This is a genomic window from Klebsiella sp. BDA134-6 (assembly GCF_015601345.1).
Classification (GTDB): domain Bacteria; phylum Pseudomonadota; class Gammaproteobacteria; order Enterobacterales; family Enterobacteriaceae; genus Klebsiella; species Klebsiella grimontii.
The window spans coordinates 4,124,722-4,144,412 of the sequence record NZ_CP064784.1 but is presented as its reverse complement, the minus strand read 5'-3'; the positions used below and the strand labels follow the sequence as shown (position 1 = coordinate 4,144,412).

At 55.8% G+C, this 19,691-nt stretch carries 18 protein-coding genes and 1 tRNA gene; 7 read left to right on the top strand and 12 right to left on the bottom strand.

Translation table 11 applies throughout. The features are described from left to right. Positions 1–77 precede the first annotated feature (77 nt). Positions 78–1,712 (top strand): malate dehydrogenase (quinone), encoded by a 1,635-nt coding sequence (gene mqo, locus IYV58_RS19055; protein WP_004123013.1) that lies wholly within the window; start codon positions 78–80, stop codon positions 1,710–1,712. Positions 1,713–1,754: 42 nt separating this feature from the next. Here the strand turns inward: mqo and eco are convergent, their stop codons facing one another. Further along, the gene (gene eco / locus IYV58_RS19050) at positions 1,755–2,246 is read right to left on the bottom strand and encodes a serine protease inhibitor ecotin (protein ID WP_004123012.1); all 492 of its coding nucleotides are present in this window, start codon (positions 2,244–2,246) and stop codon (positions 1,755–1,757) included. 336 nt (positions 2,247–2,582) lie between these two features. Here eco and IYV58_RS19045 point away from each other — a divergent pair, with 336 nt between their 5' ends. Next, a complete protein-coding gene (locus tag IYV58_RS19045; RefSeq protein WP_004123010.1) occupies positions 2,583–3,005 on the top strand; it encodes a hypothetical protein in 423 nt (140 codons plus the stop codon). A 65-nt stretch (positions 3,006–3,070) separates the two neighbouring features. On the opposite strand, the gene IYV58_RS19040 is transcribed toward IYV58_RS19045, so the two are convergent. The 4 genes from IYV58_RS19040 to IYV58_RS19025 all read right to left on the bottom strand — a co-directional run bounded on the left by IYV58_RS19040 (position 3,071) and on the right by IYV58_RS19025 (position 6,517). Further along, the gene (locus IYV58_RS19040) at positions 3,071–4,177 is read right to left on the bottom strand and encodes an AI-2E family transporter (RefSeq protein ID WP_004123009.1); all 1,107 of its coding nucleotides are present in this window, start codon (positions 4,175–4,177) and stop codon (positions 3,071–3,073) included. Between the two features lie 178 nt (positions 4,178–4,355). Continuing rightward, positions 4,356–4,432: transfer RNA gene (locus IYV58_RS19035), tRNA-Pro, on the bottom strand. A 77-nt stretch (positions 4,433–4,509) separates the two neighbouring features. After that, on the bottom strand, positions 4,510–6,270 hold the full coding sequence (gene yejM, locus IYV58_RS19030; RefSeq protein ID WP_004122956.1) for an LPS biosynthesis-modulating metalloenzyme YejM: 1,761 nt from the start codon (positions 6,268–6,270) through the stop codon (positions 4,510–4,512). Between the two features lie 19 nt (positions 6,271–6,289). Then, positions 6,290–6,517, bottom strand: a complete 228-nt coding sequence (locus tag IYV58_RS19025; protein ID WP_195729196.1) for a YejL family protein — start codon at positions 6,515–6,517, stop codon at positions 6,290–6,292. 178 nt (positions 6,518–6,695) lie between these two features. On the opposite strand from IYV58_RS19025, the gene yejK reads away from it, so the two are divergent. Next, complete coding sequence (gene yejK, locus IYV58_RS19020; protein WP_004122954.1) at positions 6,696–7,703, top strand: nucleoid-associated protein YejK; 1,008 nt, start codon at positions 6,696–6,698, stop codon at positions 7,701–7,703. Between the two features lie 50 nt (positions 7,704–7,753). Here yejK and IYV58_RS19015 read toward each other — a convergent pair whose 3' ends face one another. Next, positions 7,754–8,512: a DeoR/GlpR family DNA-binding transcription regulator gene (locus tag IYV58_RS19015; protein WP_004122952.1), complete on the bottom strand. Its 759-nt coding sequence runs from the start codon at positions 8,510–8,512 to the stop codon at positions 7,754–7,756. Between the two features lie 80 nt (positions 8,513–8,592). Here IYV58_RS19015 and IYV58_RS19010 point away from each other — a divergent pair, with 80 nt between their 5' ends. After that, complete coding sequence (locus IYV58_RS19010; RefSeq protein WP_004122950.1) at positions 8,593–9,189, top strand: NUDIX domain-containing protein; 597 nt, start codon at positions 8,593–8,595, stop codon at positions 9,187–9,189. Between the two features lie 58 nt (positions 9,190–9,247). Here the strand turns inward: IYV58_RS19010 and rplY are convergent, their stop codons facing one another. Both rplY and IYV58_RS19000 read right to left on the bottom strand, forming a co-directional pair. Next, complete coding sequence (gene rplY / locus IYV58_RS19005) at positions 9,248–9,532, bottom strand: 50S ribosomal protein L25 (RefSeq protein WP_004122948.1); 285 nt, start codon at positions 9,530–9,532, stop codon at positions 9,248–9,250. Between the two features lie 137 nt (positions 9,533–9,669). After that, a complete protein-coding gene (locus IYV58_RS19000; protein ID WP_195729195.1) occupies positions 9,670–11,427 on the bottom strand; it encodes a DEAD/DEAH box helicase in 1,758 nt (585 codons plus the stop codon). Positions 11,428–11,573: 146 nt separating this feature from the next. On the opposite strand from IYV58_RS19000, the gene rsuA reads away from it, so the two are divergent. The 3 genes from rsuA (at position 11,574) to IYV58_RS18985 (ending at position 14,161) form a co-directional block, all read left to right on the top strand. After that, positions 11,574–12,293, top strand: a complete 720-nt coding sequence (gene rsuA, locus IYV58_RS18995; RefSeq protein ID WP_087829141.1) for a 16S rRNA pseudouridine(516) synthase RsuA — start codon at positions 11,574–11,576, stop codon at positions 12,291–12,293. Continuing rightward, entirely contained in the window at positions 12,290–13,486 is a 1,197-nt protein-coding gene (locus tag IYV58_RS18990) for a Bcr/CflA family multidrug efflux MFS transporter (RefSeq protein ID WP_004122939.1), read from the top strand. The genes rsuA and IYV58_RS18990 overlap by 4 nt, the downstream gene beginning before the upstream one ends. 330 nt (positions 13,487–13,816) lie before the next feature. Next, the gene (locus IYV58_RS18985; protein ID WP_004122937.1) at positions 13,817–14,161 is read left to right on the top strand and encodes a YejG family protein; all 345 of its coding nucleotides are present in this window, start codon (positions 13,817–13,819) and stop codon (positions 14,159–14,161) included. A 3-nt stretch (positions 14,162–14,164) separates the two neighbouring features. Here IYV58_RS18985 and yejF read toward each other — a convergent pair whose 3' ends face one another. The 4 genes from yejF to IYV58_RS18965 are packed head-to-tail and all read right to left on the bottom strand — an operon-like array spanning position 14,165 to position 19,690. Then, a complete protein-coding gene (yejF, locus tag IYV58_RS18980) occupies positions 14,165–15,754 on the bottom strand; it encodes a microcin C ABC transporter ATP-binding protein YejF (protein ID WP_032741910.1) in 1,590 nt (529 codons plus the stop codon). Between the two features lies 1 nt (position 15,755). After that, positions 15,756–16,781, bottom strand: coding sequence for an ABC transporter permease (locus tag IYV58_RS18975; RefSeq protein ID WP_195729194.1), 1,026 nt, complete (start codon positions 16,779–16,781; stop codon positions 15,756–15,758). Then, complete coding sequence (locus IYV58_RS18970; protein ID WP_004122930.1) at positions 16,781–17,875, bottom strand: microcin C ABC transporter permease YejB; 1,095 nt, start codon at positions 17,873–17,875, stop codon at positions 16,781–16,783. Before IYV58_RS18970 ends, IYV58_RS18975 begins: the two co-directional genes overlap by 1 nt. A 9-nt stretch (positions 17,876–17,884) precedes the next feature. Then, positions 17,885–19,690 (bottom strand): extracellular solute-binding protein, encoded by a 1,806-nt coding sequence (locus IYV58_RS18965; RefSeq protein WP_195729707.1) that lies wholly within the window; start codon positions 19,688–19,690, stop codon positions 17,885–17,887. Position 19,691: the final 1 nt, after the last annotated feature.

Here is a 19,691-nt window from a genome sequence, read left to right as displayed (position 1 = left end):
TTCAGTGTTACCTTTGAAGCCGAGAATCGTTTCACCTGCGCTAAATAAAAAAGCGAGTAAAGTAAGGCTCAAATCCGATGAAGAAAAAGATGGCCGTACCCAGCTCACAGGCGGTTGGTTCCAATAACACTCGGACCAACACCCGCCATGAGCAAGAGACGGATGTATTGTTGATTGGCGGCGGCATCATGAGCGCCACGTTGGGAACCTGGCTGCAGGAACTGGAGCCGGACTGGTCTATTACCATGGTCGAGCAGATGTCCAGCGTCGCGGAAGAGAGCTCGAACGGATGGAACAACGCGGGCACCGGCCACGCGGCGCTGATGGAATTGAACTATACGCCGCAAACCGCTAACGGTATCAATATCGATAAAGCGGTCGATATCAACGAATCTTTCCAGATTTCTCGTCAGTTTTGGGCCCACCAGGTGACCCGGGGCATTCTGAAAAAGCCTAAATCCTTTATTAACAGCGTGCCGCACATGAGCTTCGTCTGGGGCGAAGACAACGTTAACTTCCTGCGCGCCCGCTATGCGGCGTTACAACAAAGCGAGCTGTTCCGCGGTATCCGCTACTCCGAAGATCATCAACAAATTAAAGAGTGGGCTCCGCTGGTGATGGAAGGACGCGATCCGCAGCAGAAGGTGGCCGCAACCCGCTCGGAAGTCGGCACCGACGTGAACTACGGTGAAATCACCCGTCAGCTGATCGCCGGGCTGCAAACCCATGACAATTTCTCGCTTCAGCTGGGTACCGTGGTACGTCGCTTTAAGCGCAACGCCGACAATAGCTGGAGCGTCACGCTGGCGGATGCGAACAATCGCCACCAGAAACGGGTTATCAGGGCTAAATTTATCTTTATCGGCGCCGGCGGCGCCGCGCTGACCCTACTGCAGGAAACCGGTATTCCGCAGGCGAAGGAGTACGCGGGCTTCCCGGTCGGTGGACAGTTCCTGGTCTGTGAGAACCCGGAAGTGGTTAACCATCATCTGGCTAAAGTCTATGGCCAAGCGGAAGTGGGCGCGCCGCCGATGTCGGTTCCGCACATCGACACTCGTATTATCGACGGCAAACGCGTGGTGCTGTTTGGGCCGTTCGCGACCTTCTCAACCCGCTTCCTGAAAAATGGTTCGCTTTGGGATCTGCTGGCTTCCACCAACACGTCGAACATCATGCCGATGCTCAACGTCGGGCTGGATAACTTCGATCTGGTCAAATACCTGATTAGTCAGGTGCTGCAAAAGGACAAAGATCGTCACGCGGCGCTGTGCGAGTATTACCCGGAAGCGCGCAAAGAAGACTGGCGCTTATGGCAGGCCGGCCAGCGCGTGCAGATTATCAAGCGTGATGAGAAGAAGGGCGGCGTTCTGCGTCTGGGTACCGAAGTCGTCAGCGATGATGAAGGTACCGTTGCCGCGCTGCTGGGCGCCTCGCCGGGGGCTTCCACTGCGGCGCCAATCATGCTGCAACTGATGGAGAAAGTGTTCAAAGAGAAGATTAACTCCGCGGACTGGCAGGCGAAACTGAAAGCGATCATACCGAGCTACGGTACGCGTCTGGATGGCAACGCGGCGGAAATTGAAAGGGCGTTGGCGTGGACCAGCGAAGTGCTGGAATTGCACTATGAGCCGCTTACCGCTGCTGACGATGTGCCGCAGGCGACGCTGAAACCGCTGCCTGAAGGCAAACCTATCGCGGATATCGCGCTGTAAATGCTTTCCGGCGGCTCAGGCCGCCGGAATCTGACTTAACCATTAACGCTCAACGGCAGTGCCGATGGTTTCGTCCGCTCGCCAGATACGATATTTCACGTCGATATTAGCCGGGGTGTAAACCACAATAGGTAACCTGCTGTTGTAACGCAGCATTCCCGCATCGCCCAGGCCAGCCATCACAAACTGTTTCTCTTTTTTACCGTCCGGGCAGGCCATCATGGTTGAGACGGGTGACGTCACTTTATCAAACACGTAGTAGTCGTAGCCCCAGCCTTCCAGGGTTCTGCTTTCCAGCTGGCCGCCAAGGCGGTGGCGATTGCAGTCGACTTCCAGCGTCTGGCCAATTAACAGCTCTACTTTTAATGCGGACTCATCCTGCTGCTGCGGCAGCTGAATCACCTGACGCTTCATCCCTTGTTCCGCCTTAGGATACGGAGCGATTTTTTCCAGCGGCTGCTCAGCAGCAACGGCGCTCGCGGAAACGCAGGCGATGGCCAGCAGGGAGGCGGCAAACGTAGTGATTTTTTTCACGAGAGTAATCCTTTTTTATCAATCATAAACAGCACAATGTTAGCATTGGTTAGCGTTATGGGTAGTGGTGTTTACCAAAGTTTTCATAGTTTCTAGTTATAAGTTCTGCTGGTGTGGTGGAGGCAGTTGTTCATCCCCTACGGCAGTCCGCGGTTTCCCCTTGCAGCCAATTATTGGTAATGTGAATTTTAAAATGATTATGATCAACAAAAGAATTAATTTACATATGAAATTATTTCATTCGTTATATTTATCTTTCGTCATTTAGAATGTTTTATAAGGGAAATTAATTGAAAGGGAATTGTTCATTTAAATAATTGATATGAGTGATGGTAGATGAAAGTGAAAAAGGTTTTACTGGTTGCGTCGCTGGCGGTTTTTTCGCTATTGGCAGGGTGTACTTCCGAGTCACAGCGTTTGGCGAACTGCGAGGCCAAGGGGATTTCCCGCGATACCTGCTACTTAGCGGAGCAAAATCGTCAGGCCTCGATGAATGCAGCTTATGAGAAGCAGGCCTTAGAAAACGCCGCTGCTGCCGTTCAGCATAGTCAGAGCGCGAAGGTGAAAACCCGGCATTTTAACGGCATGGAGATTAAAGGCACCAGTACCGGCTTAAGTATTGATGGTAAAGCGGCGGCGGTGATTGAGAAAAATAAAGACGCGACCGTTTACCAGCAGGGGCTTTACAACTTTATCGTTTACGCCAACGGTAAAATTGCCGTCACTCAGGACGGCGTGTTTAAAGGCTACGCCAAATAAAAGCGCCGATCGGGGGGATATGCTCCCCCTGTATGCCTGCGCTGCGGCGGTCCAAAAGGAACGCGCTATTCCTCGTGATTTTTACCCTCTTCTAAGAAATCCTCATCAAGCTCGTCGATATTTCCGGCGTGATCGCGTCCGGACAGCAGGTTCCAGCAAGCGATAAACAGGGCGGCGATCAGCGGGCCGATAACAAAGCCGTTGATGCCGTAGATTTCCATGCCGCCGATGGTGGTGATCAGGATCAGGTAGTCCGGCATTTTGGTATCTTTGCCAACCAGTAAAGGGCGGAGAATGTTATCGACCAGGCCGACGATGATCACAAAAAAGCCAACGATAAACGCCCCCTGCCATAGCTGACCGGTCGCGAAGAGATAGACCGCCGCAGGAACCCAGATGATCGCCGAGCCCACCGCCGGAATGAGCGACAGAAACGCCATCAGCGCGCCCCACAGGATGCTGCCATCAAGACCCACGATCCAGAACGCCAGTCCGCCAAGCGCGCCCTGCGCGAGGGCGACCGCCACGGTACCTTTGACGGTTGCTCTGGAGACGGCGGCAAATTTGGCGAAAAGATGCTGCTTCACGTGATTTGATAGCGGCAGGGATTCAAGGATCAGCCTGACCAGGTACGGACCATCTTTTAGCAGGAAAAACAGCAGGTAAAGCATGATGCCAAAGCTGATGGTAAAACCGAACGTGCCTTTACCAATCAAGAATGCGCTACCGGCCAGGTACTGGCCTCCTTTAAGCGCAACGTCCGAAAGCTGGCGCTGAATTTGTTCCGCGCTATCAAGGTTATGCTCTGAGAGGAAGCTCCTTGCCCATTCTGGCAGGTGCGCAAAGAGGCTGGCTACCACAGTCGGGAACTGGGTATCGTTATGCTGCAGTTTGGTGTAAACCACGTTTAGCTCGAAGGCCAGCGACGAGAGTATGATCGCCAGAGGGGTAAACACGATCAGACAGATAATCACTATCGTCAGAAACGCCGCCAGGCCGTTGCGCTCGCCAATCCGATCGCGCAGTTTGTTCTTCACCGGGTGGAAGATTACCGCCAGAATTGCTGCCCATAAAATAGCTGAATAATAGGGGGAGAGAACGTCGAAAAAAGCAAGGGTGACGATCAGCACGATCAGGATGAAAAATCCCTTCGTAAGTCCATTAACTCTCATGTGAATCCTTCATAAAAATGACGTGTACCATCAAATAATAGAAGCTTTTCCATGATTTACAATCAAAGTGGCTGGTGCAGTTTGCTGAGAACAGGGAGGATATATGACATTAAAAAACCCGCAGTCTTTGTAAGAGTGCGGGTTCTTAAGGGGTTACCGATTTAATCGGTGAATAATTTGGTCGGCACGAGAGGATTTGAACCTCCGACCCCCGACACCCCATGACGGTGCGCTACCAGGCTGCGCTACGTGCCGATTCGTGGGGAACAATATTACCCGTTCCCCAAGCGAATGCAAGCCGGGAAATGACTGATTGATTTATAAATAATCAATCAGTTAGCGATAAAGCGTTTTTCATCGGTCAGCACCTGCAGCAACAGGCTGAGCTGCGGTTTTTGATCGTTAATTTTCTCGCCGTCGCTGTTCCATGTTCGGTAAGTACCGTTGTGATTAAGCACGACGGTGACCTTCGGCGTGGTAATGGCCAGCGTATCGCTATTCGCTGCGGTGACCCAGGCACGGCGACGGGCGGCGCTAAACAGGTCTTCGCCTTGCGAATACTCGTTTGCCGGGGTCGAAACGTGGAGCAAACGCTGCATCAGCGTCGTCATCACGTCTTTGTTATCCGTCAGTGTCGCGATTTCCTGAGCCGGCGTACCTGGCCAATGGATCACTAAGGGAACCTGCAGCTGCTCACGCGACCAGCCAAACTGCTCATGCTGCGGGTTCAGCGGCATTCCGCGGCCCGCCGTCACGATCACCACCGTGTTGTCGAGCTTGCCCGCTTCGCGCAGCGCGTTCAGCACGCGACCAATTTGCGTATCGACCGCACCGGCAGCGCTGCTGTAGCGACGGACAAAGTTTTGCTGCTGACCGTCGTCAAGGGTGGTGCCGTTGAGCGAAACCCATGAGAACCAGCGGTTTTCATCCTGGGCGTAGCGGTCCAGCCAGTTAATCCACTGGTTAGCCGTCTGCTCATCGCTTTGCGCTTTCGCGGCTGGCAGTGAAAAATCGGACAGCAGCGCCTGGCGGTAGAGCGGGCTGCTAAAACCGTCGGACGAGAACAGGCCCAGCTGGTAGCCCTGTTGGTTCAGCGAAGTAATCAGCGCTGCGGGAATACGCGCTGAGAGGACGCCGTCCATATAGCTCGGCGAAATACCGTAGAACAGGCCAAACATGCCGCTGTCAGCGGTGTTGCCGGAGCTCATATGCTGGGTAAAGTTAACGTTCTCTTTCGCGAACCCGGCCAGCGCCGGCATGTTTTTCTCAAAGCGTGAATAATTAAGATTATCAACGGTAATCAGCAGCACATTATAGCCGGTACCGAGATCGCGATAACGCAGATCGCTCAGCGGGTATTGCACCGAGACGGCTTCCGGCGCGCCTTGTTCCACCAGGCGGCGCTGGTAGTCCTGCGCGTCGAGCAGACCGTGTTTTTCGAGGAAACGGCGCGCCGTCATCGGATAGGAAAGCGGCAGGTTGGCCCGCTGCATGGTTATCGGGCGATAGAAATTGGCGTCCGCCCAGATATAGACCAGGTGGCTACTGATAAAAGAAATAAAGAAGAACCAGGCAACGGGACGCGCATAGTGGCGGCGACGCGTCAGGCTGCGCAGCTTCTGCCAGCTCCAGGTCGCAAACAGCATCTCCAGCAGGAAAATGATCGGCACGCTGATAAACATCAGCTGCCAGTCGCGCGCCATCTCGTTCTGGTCAGGGTTAATCACCAGTTCCCAGACAAAGGGATTAAGATGCAGGTGAAAACGGGTGAAAACTTCGCTATCGATCAGCAGCAGCGTCATGCCCACGGTCGCCAGAACAACCGAGATAAAGCGCATTAAGCGCTGAGAGACGACGATAAAAGTCAGCGGGAAAAGAATCAGCACGTAGCTGGTAAAGACCAGGAAGCTGAAGTGACCAACGAGACTGACGTACGAAAAGAGGCGTCCGGCAAGCGTCGTTGGCCAGTCGGCGACAAACAGATAGCGACTGCCGAGCACCATAGCCAACAACATGTTGAAAAGGGCGAACCAGTGCCCCCAACTGACCATCTGGGAGACTTTTTCTCGGTAGGGCTGACGAAGAGTCACCATATACTGTTGTTCGTTATCCTTAGTGCGCCGGATCGTCGTTGATAGATGACTGCAGCGCCTGGGCAAAAGAACGGGCGATGACCTGACGCTGCGCCGGCGCGACGCTACTATTGATCAGGTTAGTCACCATATTGCCCAGTACCATCAGTGACAGGTCAACGGGCGCTTTATGTGTTTCCAGAACGCTCGTCAGCTCGCTGAGCAGCTGTTCGACGTGTTCATCGCTATAGCGGGATAATTGCGGCATAAACTCAAAATCTGTTTGTTCGTGAAAGGGCAACATATTACCGTAGCAGCAGCTTTTTTTCCGCATTTTTTCGCCGCGACGCAAAAGCGCGCGGCTTCGCTCGCAAAGAGTCACGCGGCGGTTGCGTCGTCGCCCCGCCGGTGGTTGAATACCGCCCGGTCTAAAAGGAGAGTTTAACATGAGTCTGGATATCGACCAGATTGCCCTGCATCAGTTAATCAAACGTGATGAACAAAATCTGGAGCTGGTGCTGCGCGAGTCACTGCTGGAGCCGACGGCGACGGTGGTGGAGATGATGGCCGAACTGCATCGTGTCTACAGCGCGAAAAATAAAGCCTACGGCCTGTTTAATGAAGAGAGCGAGCTGGCGCAGGCGCTGCGCGGGCAGCGTAAGGGCGAAGAAGCGTTCCTGCCGTTTAGCCGCGCCGCTACCGGTCGCCTGCGCGACGAACTGGCAAAATATCCCTTTGCTGAAGGCGGAATCGTGCTGTTTTGCCAGTATCGCTATCTGGCGGTGGAATATCTGATGGTGGCGGTGCTGAACAACTTAAGCAGCATGCGCGTTAATGAAGAGCTGGATATCAGCTCCACCCATTATCTGGATATCAATCACGCGGATATCGTCGCCCGTATTGATTTAACCGAGTGGGAAACCAACCCGGAGTCAACGCGCTACCTGACCTTCCTGAAAGGCCGGGTAGGGCGCAAGGTGGCGGATTTCTTTATGGACTTCCTCGGCGCTAGCGAAGGGCTGAACGCGAAAGCGCAGAACCGCGGCCTGCTGCAGGCGCTGGATGATTTCGCCGCCGATGCGCAGCTGGATAAATCTGAGCGTCAAAACGTGCGCCAGCAGGTATACAGCTACTGCAACGAACAGCTGCAGGCCGGTGAGGAAATCGAGCTGGAGTCGCTATCAAAAGAGCTGGCGGGCGTCAGCGAGAAGACGTTTCAGGAATTTACCGCGGAACAGGGCTACGAGCTGGAAGAGAGTTTCCCGGCGGATCGCAGCACTTTGCGTCAATTAACCAAGTTTGCCGGCAGCGGCGGCGGGTTAACCATCAACTTTGACGCGATGCTGCTGGGCGAGCGGGTGTTCTGGGATCCGGCCACGGATACCCTAACCATTAAAGGCACGCCGCCTAACCTGCGCGATCAGCTGCAGCGCCGCACCTCCGGCGGAAATTAAAACGCGAAATCCCGACGCCGAGTCGGGATTTTTTTAGCCTTAGGCCTGAGCTATCCGGCGCAGACGATCTCTACGCCATCGATGGCTAACTGCTGGCGCAGCGCCTCATCTAATGTCGTATCCACGATCAGCGTACTGACCAGACCCAGCTCGCCGATAGCAAAGGCCGACGCGGAGTTCAGCTTCTCTTGTGACGCCATCACCACCGTTTCGGCAGCCCGCGTCGCCAGCGCACGCTTGATTCCCGCTTCTTCATAATCGCCGGTGGTGAATCCCGCCCGCGGGTGAACGCCGGTGACGCCCATAAAAAACAGATCGGCATTGATGCGGGAGATACTTTCCAGGGCGGCGGACCCGACGCTGACCACCGAATGTTTAAACAACCGGCCGCCAATCAAAATCACCTCGATCAACGGTTTATCCACCAGCGCGACGGCGATCCCCGGGCTATGGGTGACAACTGTACACGCGAGGGTAGCCGGTAGCAGACGTACCATCTCTCCGGTGGTGGTGCCGCCGTCGATAATCACTACCTGGCCGGGTTGAATGAGCTCTACCGCGCGCTGGGCAATGGTCTGCTTTGAGGCGATTTGCACGCTCTTTCTTGTTTCAATGGGCGCGATGGCTTCGGAAACTGGCAGCGCGCCGCCGTGGACGCGCTGCAGTTTGCCTTCCGCGGCCAGCTCCCGCAGATCCCGGCGAATGGAGTCTTCTGAGACGCTAAAGCGCTGGCTGAGATCCCCTGACATTACCTGTTTTTCCTCGGCGAGGATCTGCAAAATCTGCTGTTTTCTCTGGCTGGCAAGCATCAAAATACCTTCATGAGTGATCTTGTTTGTGCACGATTATGCATGTTATGTTGCTCTCTGTCACCTAAAAGGGGAAAAACATGCACGATGATGCACCGCGCGTTCGCCATATTCGCGAAACGCTATTATCGGACAACTGGTACACACTCAAGAAATATACCTTCGAATTATTACGCCGGGACGGGCGCTGGCAGGAGCTGAGTCGGGAAGCTTACGACCGCGGCAACGGCGCGGTGATCCTGCTCTACAATCGTGAAAAGCAAACGGTAGTGCTGGTTCGCCAGTTTCGCTTTCCGGTGTGGATTAACGGTCATGATGGCTTTTTGATCGAAGCCGCAGCCGGACTGCTGGATAACGCTTCTCCGGAGGCGCGCATCGTTGCCGAAGCCGAAGAGGAGACCGGTTTTCGCGTCACGCGGATTGAGCCGGTATTCACCGCTTACATGAGCCCCGGTTCGGTGACGGAGAAGCTTTACTTTTTCATCGCCGAATACTCTGCCGACGATCGGCGCGGCGACGGTGGCGGTCTGGCGACGGAAGGGGAAGATATCGAGGTGCTGGAGTGGCCGCTGGAAAAAGCGCTACAAGCTATTGGTGAAGGGGAAATCGTCGATGCGAAAACGATTATGCTGCTGCAGCATCTGGCACTGAATGCGGCAACGTTGTTAGCCCGATAAACAAAACGCCCCGAACCTTGCGGAGCGGGGCGTTTGCCATACAACTTTCAGTCGGCGATTAAGCGCGAACGAAGTCGATGTGAGTCAGCTTCGGCTTGAACGGGTGACGCTGAACAGCCTGAGCTTTAACTTTCTCTTCTTTGCCATCAACAACGAGGGTCAGAACTTCGTTGTAGAACTCAGCGTTGTTCTGCATGTTCCACACTTTGTCGTGATCCAGTTCGATTGCTACTGGCGCAGCTTCGCCGCCATAGATGATGGCCGGGAATTTGTTAGCTGCACGCAGGCGGCGGCTCGCACCCTTACCCTGCTCTTTACGTAATTCTGCATTGATAGTAAACATTGATGTCTCTCTATATATAAATCCTGCTACAGGCGACCCAGCAGCAGGCAGATTATCTGCTTTGCGAATGCAAAAGCGGGCGGCATTATAGCCGCCATACGTTTTTGCGGCAACCAAAACCTCAGGCGTACGGAGGATTAACGCACTTCATTGGCCCGGCGGAATCGGCCCTGATAATCAAATACTTTCTCCCGCACCTGCCAGTATTGCCCCTTCATGCGCGCCACGACAAAGTCCGGATGGCGCAGCAGCGCCTGCTGGGCGAGGATATCGGCGGGCGTTATCCAGCGCAGCGGCACGCCCGGCGTTCGGGTGTGTGGGCGGATAAAGAGCTGCTCAAAGGCGGTGCGCTGGGCGGGGGTATGCAGGCGGAAGCGCTCGCTGACCTCCGCGCCATCTTCGTCGTAATAGGTGATTTTCAGCCAGTTGCCTTTATCATCCGCGCCGTGCTGCAGATCCATTCCGCTACAGCGCAGCACCAGCGCGTCTTTTAGCTTCAGCGCGGCTTTCAGCATGTCATCGGGGTCGACCAGAATGGTATCGCACTCGCGGCAGCGGCGGGCGGCGATATCGTTTTCCGCGTTACACTGCGGGCAGTTTTTGAAGCGAAAGCGAAAATCACACTGCTCGCGATGGGCTTCGTCATCTTCAAACCAGCCCTGGCAGCGGCGGCCAAAGTGTTCAATCAGCGTGCCGTCGGCGGTGGTTTTCCCCCAGAAAGTATTGGCGAAACCGCATGCCGGGCAAAACACCTGGACCGGCACGTTGTCGCTTTTTCCTTTCGGCGTCCCCACTTCCGGGGCATAGAGATCGTGCGGATTCCCGGCGTAATCAAGGATCAGGCAGTCGGTTTTACCCGGCGCCAGGCGCAGGCCGCGGCCGACGATCTGTTGGTAAAGACTCACCGACTCGGTCGGGCGCAGGATGGCGATCAGATCGACATGCGGCGCATCAAATCCGGTGGTCAGCACCGCGACGTTGACCAGATAGCGATACTGCTGGGCTTTAAACGCTTCAATGATGCGATCGCGCTCTGGACCCGGCGTTTCACCGGTGATTAAAGCCGCTTCGCCCTGCGGAAGTAACCCGGTCACTTCGCGGGCGTGTTCAACGGTGGCGGCGAAAATCATCACTCCTTTGCGCGTGTGGGCGAACTCGACGATTTGGCTAACGATATGCGGCGTGACGCGCTGCTGTTTTTTCAGCTCATGGTTCAGGTCGGACTCGCTGAACAAGCCATTGCTTTGCGCCTGGAGACGGCTGAAGTCATACTGAACCACCGGCATATCCAGCCGCTCCGGCGGCGTCAAATAGCCGTTCTTAATCATATAGCGCAGCGGCAGCTCGTAGATGCAGTCGCGAAACAGCGCTTTTTCATCGCCGCGCACCATGCCGTGGTAGTGGAATTGGTAAATCCATCCCTTGCCGAGGCGAAAAGGCGTGGCGGTCAGCCCCAGCAGACGCAGATGCGGATTGACCTGCTGAAGGTGACTGATGATCTGCTGGTACTGGCTGTCATCATCGTCGCTGATGCGGTGGCACTCGTCGACGATCAGCAGCGAAAACTCGCCCTGAAACTGGTCAAGGTTGCGGGCGACCGACTGCACGCTGCCAAAGACCACTTTACCGTGGCTCTCTTTGCGCTTAAGGCCCGCGGCGAAAATATCCGCCTCCAGACCGAGCGCGCAATACTTGGCGTGGTTCTGTGCCACCAGCTCTTTAACGTGCGCCAGCACCAGTACCCGACCGCGCGCCAGGCGCGCCAGTTCGGCGATGACCAGGCTTTTACCTGCGCCGGTCGGCAGGACAATCGCGGCGGGTTCATGGTGGCGGCGAAACCAGGCGAGCGTGGCGTCGACCGCTTCTTTTTGGTAGGGACGTAGTGTAAAGGTCATGAATTTATAGCGGTTAATTAACTCGCGAATAGTATGCCACGAATCTTTTCCCTTGAGTGGTGTTAATAGCTCGTTATACTACCTATGAAATTCTTCTTTTTCGGGCGCGTTGCCCGCTCCAGCACTCTTACAGGCTAAAAAATCTCATGCGACTTGATAAGTTTATCGCTCAGCAACTTGGCGTTAGCCGGGCTATTGCCGGGCGTGAAATCCGCGGCAGCCGCGTTACCGTGGACGGCGACATTGTAAAAGACTCCTCCTTCAAGCTTCTGCCGGAGCATGACGTCGAGTATGACGGCAATACGCTGGTTCAGCAGACCGGCCCGCGCTACTTTATGCTCAACAAGCCGCAGGGTTACGTGTGTTCCACCGACGATCCGGATCATCCAACGGTCCTTTATTTCCTCGACGTGCCGGTGGCGCACAAGCTGCATGCCGCGGGTCGCCTGGATATCGACACGACCGGGCTGGTGCTGATGACCGACGACGGCCAGTGGTCCCACCGCATTACTTCTCCTCGCCATCATTGTGAAAAAACCTATCTGGTGACGCTGGAAAACCCGGTTGACGAGACGACCGCCGAGCAGTTTGCCAAAGGCGTTCAGCTGCATAATGAGAAAGAGCTGACCAAACCGGCGGTGCTGGAAGTCGTGACCCCGACCGAGGTCCGCCTGACCATTAGCGAAGGGCGCTATCATCAGGTTAAGCGAATGTTTGCTGCGGTGGGTAACCATGTGGTGGGCCTGCATCGCGAACGTATTGGCGACATTGCGCTTGATGCGGCGCTGGCGCCCGGTGAATATCGTCCGCTGACAGAAGCTGAAATTGCCAGCGTCGGCGGCCAACATGCGCGGAGTAAAACGTGACGGCAAAGCAGAATTCTTCGTTAGGGATTGTGTTTATTCTAGGCCTGCTGGCGATGTTAATGCCGCTGTCGATTGATATGTATCTTCCGGCGCTGCCGGTGATCGCGGCGCAGTTTAACGTGCCGGACGGCAGCGCGCAGATGACGCTGAGCACCTATATTCTGGGCTTTGCCCTCGGCCAGCTGTTGTATGGCCCGATGGCGGACAGCTTAGGGCGTAAGCCGGTTATTCTTGGCGGTACGCTGGTTTTTGCCGCGGCGGCGGTGGCCTGCGCGCTGTCGCAGACTATCGATATGTTGATTACCATGCGCTTTTTCCACGGTCTGGCGGCCGCAGCGGCGAGCGTGGTGATTAACGCCCTGATGCGCGATATCTATCCCAAAGAAGAGTTTTCGCGGATGATGTCGTTCGTCATGCTGGTGACGACCGTCGCGCCGCTGGTGGCGCCGATGGTCGGCGGCGCTGTGCTGGTGTGGTTTAGCTGGCATGCGATATTCTGGATCCTCGCGCTGGCTGCACTCTTAGCCTCGGCGATGATCGCGTTCTTTATTAGCGAGACCCTGCCGCCGGAACGCCGGCAGAAGTTTCACATTCGTACTACGTTAGGTAACTTCGCGACCCTGTTTCGCCATAAGCGGGTGCTTAGCTATATGCTGGCAAGCGGCTTTAGCTTCGCCGGGATGTTCTCGTTTCTGAGCGCCGGCCCGTTTGTGTATATCAATATTAACCACGTTTCGCCGCAGCACTTTGGCTACTATTTTGCGCTGAACGTCGTGTTCCTGTTTGTCATGACTATGATCAACAGCCGGTTTGTGCGGCGGGTTGGGGCGCTAAATATGTTCCGCGCCGGGCTGTGGATCCAGTTTGCCATGGCGGTATGGATGGTGGTATGCGCGCTGTTTGACGTGGGTTTTTGGGCGCTGGTGTTTGGCGTAGCGGCTTTCATCGGCTGCGTTTCGATGGTCTCTTCCAACGCGATGGCGGTGATTCTCGATGAGTTTCCGCATATGGCCGGGACGGCTTCCTCGCTGGCAGGCACTTTCCGTTTCGGCATTGGCGCCATTGTCGGCGCGCTGCTATCGATGGCAACGTTTACCACCGCCTGGCCAATGCTGATTTCGATCGCTTTCTGCGCCAGCAGCTCCATCCTCTTTTATCTCTACGCCAGCCGACGGCGCAAAGCCGCGCGCTAAGCGACTTTCAAGGGGCGATATCGCCCCTTTTTTTGATGCATGTCAACCGAATCCGGCTTCTCAGTTCAGTAATTTGTTTATTTTATGTAAAATCAAATCGCTCTAAAAGTCGCATGATTGCGATAAAAAAGTTGTTTTAGATCACAGAAACGGGTACATATAGCCCGAAGATGTTCCACCTGCACAATTATAAACTTTTACATTACAAACCAATAACACGGCTATGCCACTGGTGTAAGCGTTTTCTGTGCAGGATCAGGACTAGTTGTCAATAATGTGTTAGTATTGATGTAAAATTATTGTGAAGTATTTTGCTTCCGGGGTAAACACGTGAATACACTGCAACTCTCTATCGTACACCGTCTGCCGCAGAGCTATCGCTGGCTGGCCGGTTTTGCAGGTTCAAGAGTTGAACCGATTCCGCAAAACGGCGCCCAGAGCGAAAATAGCCTCGTGGCGTTGAAATTACTCAGCCCCGATGGCGAAAGCGCGTGGCCGGTCATGCATAAGCTCAGCCAGGCGCTTAGCGACATCGAGGTCGATAGCTCTGTCGTTGAATGCGAAGGGGAACCGTGCCTGTTTGTTAACCGTCAGGACGAATTTGCCGCAACCTGTCGCCTGAAAAATTTCGGCGTGGCGATTGCAGAACCCTTCTCCGGCAACAACCCCTTCTGACCGTCAGCTCAACGCCAGCAGCTGACGGGTATACTCCTGCTGCGGAGCGGTAAATACGCGCTCGCACTCACCCTGCTCGACGACTTCTCCCTGCCGCAGCACCATTACCTGATGACACAGCGCCCGCACGACGCGTAAATCATGGCTGATAAAAATATAGGCCAGCTGATGCTTTTGCTGCAACGCCTTCAGCAGAGTGAGGATTTGCGCCTGCACGGTTTTATCCAGCGATGAGGTTGGCTCATCCAACACAATAAGCTGTGGTTTGACGACCAGCGCCCTGGCGATAGCGATGCGCTGACGCTGGCCGCCGGAGAAGGCGGCAGGGTAGCGATGCCGGGATTGCGGATCGAGCCCTACCTCCTGCATCACCTGAATCACCGCCTGTTCCCGTTCGGCGGGCGTAAGCGTCGGCTGATGAACGCGCAGTCCCTCTTCAATAATTTGCAGCACGTTGAGCCGCGGGTTTAGCGATGAGTTAGGGTCCTGAAACACCACCTGCATGCGGCGACGTAGCGGCAGCATCTGCCGACGGTTGCGTCCCTGAAGCGCCTCACCGTCAAAGGCGATCGCGCCAGCGGAATGAATCAGACGCAGAAGCGCCAGCCCGGTGGTGCTTTTGCCCGATCCTGACTCGCCGACCAGCCCCAGCGTTTCTCCCGCGCGCAAATGAAAGCTGACGGCATTAACGACGCGGTTATGATCGACAACCCGTCGCAGCAGACCTTTACGTATCGGAAAGGCGATACTCAAGTTTTCCGCCCGCAGTAATACCGGCGCATCGGGCGCGAGCGGGACGGGATCGCCCGACGGCTCGCTGTCCAGCAGGCGGCGGGTATAAGGGTGTTCGGGGGCGGAGAACAGCGCCTGGCAGCCGTTTTGTTCAACGCAGCGGCCATTCTGCATCACCGCGACGCGATCGGCGAGTTGACGAACGATGCTCAGATTATGGGTGATAAACAGCAGCCCCATATTTAACTCTTGCTTCAGCTCGCGCAGCAGCGTGAGGATTTGCGCCTGCACCGAGACGTCCAGCGCGGTTGTGGGTTCGTCGGCGATAAGCAGCTCCGGGCGGGTCAATAGCGCCATGGCGATCATCACCCGCTGGCGCTCGCCGCCGGAGAGCTGATGCGGATAGTCAGCCAGCCGCCGGGGCGCATTGCGGATCCCGACGCGCTCCAGGCAGTCGAGGATTTCTCCGCGGGCCGCTTCTTTACGCATCCCGCGATGCAAGGAGAGCACTTCGTACAGCTGTTTTTCCAGGGTATGCAGCGGATTAAGCGAAACCATCGGTTCCTGGAAGATCATCGCGATGCGGTTACCGCGCACGCCGCGCAGGGTGCGTTCATCGGCATGCAGTAGCGACTGACCGTGAAAGCGGATATCGCCGGTGGGATAGCTGACCGGTGGCGACGGGAGCAGCCGCAGCACCGATAGCGCGGTCACGCTCTTACCGGAGCCGGACTCGCCGACCAGCGCAAGGGTCTCGCCGACGGCAATCTGCAGCGACAGTTCGCTGACGACCGAAGTGGTTTCTCCCTGCTGACGAAAGGCGATGGAGAGATTATCGATATCTAACAGAGGTTGCGTCATGCTACACCGCCTTGCTTGGATCAAAGGCATCGCGAACCGCCTCACCAATAAAAATCAATAACGTCAGCAGCACCGCCACCGATAGAAAGGCGGCGATGCCCAACCAGGGCGCCTGAAGGTTGTTTTTACCCTGCAACAGCAGCTCACCCAGCGAAGGGGAGCCCAGCGGCAGGCCAAAGCCGAGAAAATCGAGCGAGGTCAGGGTGGTTATTGAACTACACAGAATGAACGGCAGAAAGGTCAGGGTGGCGACCATGGCGTTAGGCAGCATATGGCGTAGAATAATCGCGCGATCGCTGACGCCAAGCGCCTGCGCGGCGCGGATATAATCATAGTTACGGGTGCGCAGGAACTCGGCACGGACGACGCCGACCAGCGTCATCCAGCCGAACAGCACGGTAATGGCCAGCAGCCACCAGAAGTTGGCCTGCACAACGCTTGAGAGCAGGATAATCAGAAACAGCGTCGGCATTCCCGACCATACTTCGATAAACCGCTGTCCCCAGAGGTCAATTTTTCCGCCGTAATACCCCTGAACGGCGCCGGCCAACACCCCCAGCACGCTGGAGAAGAAAGTCAGCAGTAGACCAAAGAGAATGGAAATGCGCGTACCGTAGAGAATTCGTGCCAGCACGTCTCCGCCGTTGGCATCGGTGCCCAGCCAGTTCTGGGCTGACGGCGGCGAAGGGAAGGGCGCGTCGGTGGCGAAATTTATGGTCGTCGCGCCGAACCGAACCGGCGCCCACAGGGCCCAGCCGTTATCGTCCAGCCGCTTTTGCAGCCACGGGTCCTGATAGTCGGCGGCGGTGGCAAAGCTGCCGCCGAAAGTGGTCTCGCTGTAGTTTTTCAGGAGCGGGACGTAGAGGCTGCCCCGGTACTGGACGAGCAGCGGCTTATCGTTAGCAATCAGCTCAGCGCACAGGCTACAGGCGAAAAGCGCTAAAAAGATCCATAGCGACCAGTAGCCGCGGCGGTTGTGGCGAAAACGCGCCCAGCGGGCCTGGTTGACGGGACTAAAAAATGACATTAGCGGCCCTCAAAATCGATACGCGGATCGACCAGCGTATAGCTGATATCGCTGATGATATTCAGCAGCAGGCCAATCAGGGTAAAAATATACAGCGTGCCGAACATGACCGGGTAATCGCGAGATACGGTGGCCTCATAGCCCAGTAGCCCCAGTCCGTTTAGCGAGAACATCACTTCAATCAGCAGCGAGCCGGTAAAAAACATACTGATAAAGGTGGCCGGGAAACCGGCGATTACCAGCAGCATGGCGTTGCGAAATACGTGTCCCCAGAGGATCTGCTTTTCGCTGACCCCCTTGGCGCGGGCGGTAACCACGTACTGCTTGCGGATTTCATCAAGAAAGCTGTTTTTGGTCAGCATAGTGAGGGCGGCAAAACCGCCGATCACCGTTGCCAGCACTGGTAGGGTGATATGCCAGAGATAGTCGAGGATTTTTTGGTACCAGGGCAGGCTGTCGAAGTTGGCTGACACCAGCCCGCGCAGCGGAAAGAGATCGAAATAGCTGCCGCCAGCAAAGATAACGATCAGCAAAATGGCGAACAGGAATGCCGGGATTGCATAGCCGATAATAATCAGCGTACTGCTCCAGACGTCAAAATGGCTGCCGTTGCTGACCGCTTTACGGATCCCCAGCGGAATCGACACCAGATAGATAATGAGCGTACTCCATAAACCCAGGGTGATAGAGACCGGCAGGCTGTCTTTAATCAGCTGTAGTACCGATGAGCTACGAAACAGGCTATCGCCAAAATCAAAGCGCAGGTAATCTCCGAGCATTTTAAAATAGCGCTCGTGCAGAGGCTTATCAAAGCCGTAGCGGTGGGTTATCTCTGCAATCACCTCCGGGTCCAGCCCGCGCCCGCCGCGATAGTGCCCATCGCTGATGTTGCTGACCCCGGTACGCGCATGACTGGCGGCCATGCCGCCGTCTCCGGCGCCGGGCAAGCCGCCGCGGTCGCCGAACTCAATCGCCGCAATCGCCTGATCGACCGGACCGCCGGGCGCGATCTGCACAATAAAAAAGTTAATGGTGATAATCGCCCACAGGGTGGGGATGATGAGCAGTAGTCGGCGGAGCAGATATGCACCCATCTTAATTCCTTAGCGTCTGTCCGCGGGGAGTCTGGCCGCTTTGCTTGCGTCGTACCACCAGTTTTCGAAACCGGAGGAGTAGACCGCGCGGGTCTGCGGGAAGGAGAATTTGTCCCAGTAAGCGGTTCGGTCCTGCGCCATATACCACATCGGCAGCATGTAATAGTTCCAGGTCAGCACGCGGTCGAGAGCCCGGCCCAGCGGCAGCAGCTTTTCTTTATTACCCTGCCAGCGAATAATCTGCGCGATGAGCCGGTCGACCGCCGGGTTTTGTACTCCTGAGGCGTTGTAGCTGGAGTTTATATATTCGGAGTCCCAGGAGACTTGCAGGTCGGTGCCGGGCCAGGGGGTGGCGCGCCAGACGTTAGGCATCATGTCGTAATCCCGACTGCGCTTGCGGTTACTGTATTGGGAGTTGTCGACCTGGCGAATATCCATGACGATGCCGAGCCGCTGGAGGTTGTGCTGGAAGGGCAGGACCCAGCGATCGCTACTGCCGGAGGGGAGCAGCAGCTCAAAGCGTAACGGTTTGCCGCTCTGCGCGTTTACCCGCTGCTGGTTTTTCACTATCCATCCCGCCTGGTTGAGGATGGCATCGGCTTTGAGTAAATTCTCTCGCGCAAAACCGTCGCCGCTGGAAACCGGCGGCCGGTAAATCTGCGTGAAGACTTCAGCCGGGATCTCTTTTTTCAGCGGCGTCAGCAGGGCGAGCTCGTCGGCATCTGGATAATCGCGCGCCGCATATTCGGTATTCTGAAAGAAGCTGTTGGCGCGGCTGTAGGAGCGATAAAACAGCGCCTTATTCATCCATTCAAAATCAAAAGCAAGGGTAATGGCTTCGCGTACCCGGCGGTCGGCAAATACCGGGCGCTGAATATTAAACGCCAGCCACTGCGTGTTCTGCGCCGAGGTGTTGGTGTATTCGTCTTTTACGATATAGCCGTGGGTAAAATTGCGCCCGACGTAACGAGTAGCCCAGTTTTTGGCAACGTTCTCTTCGCGACGGTCAACGGCGCCGGCCTTAAAGGCTTCGAAAGCAACGTTGTCGTCCAGGTAATAGTCGTAGCGCAGCGTATCGAAATTCCAGCGTCCGCGGTTGACCGGTAAGTCGGCGGCCCAGTAGTCCTTTACCCGCGAGTAGGTAATGTACTGGCCCATGCGCCAGGCAGTGATGCGATACGGACCACTGGCCAGCGGTGGCGCAGATAGTGGATCGCTAAGCTTATGGTGCTGCCAGTATTTTTCCGGCATAACGGGCAGCGTCATCAGGCTAAGCATGTTCTCTTTGCCTGGTTTGGCTAAATCAATGCGGACGGTGAGTGGAGCGATGGCTTTTACCGTGGTGCCTTTATAATAGAGGCGAAACTGCGGTACCCCTTCGGTCATAAACTTCTGGAAGGTAAACGCGACATCGCTGGCGGTGATGGGGCTGCCGTCGTGATAGCGGGCGCGCGGATTGAGCGTAATCTCCATCCATGAAAAATCATCGGCATAGCGCGCATGCTCGGCGATCAGCGGATAGTAGCTGCCGGGCTCATCGTCAGAGGTGGTGAAGAGCGTATCGTATAAACTTTCGGTACGAATACCCGGGTTGCCGCGCATGGCGTAGCGGTTGAAATTATCAAAGGTGCCGATGGCGGCGAGGGTAATTGCGCCGCCTTTAGGCGCGGCGGGATTGGCATAATCGTAATGGGTGAAGCCTGCGGCGTATTTCGGCTCGCCGATAATCGCGAACCTGTCGCTCTCTTTAATGGTTTGCGCCTGGCTGTGCAGGCTAAATAAGGTCAGCAGTATCAGGCTGATGCGCGCAAAAATA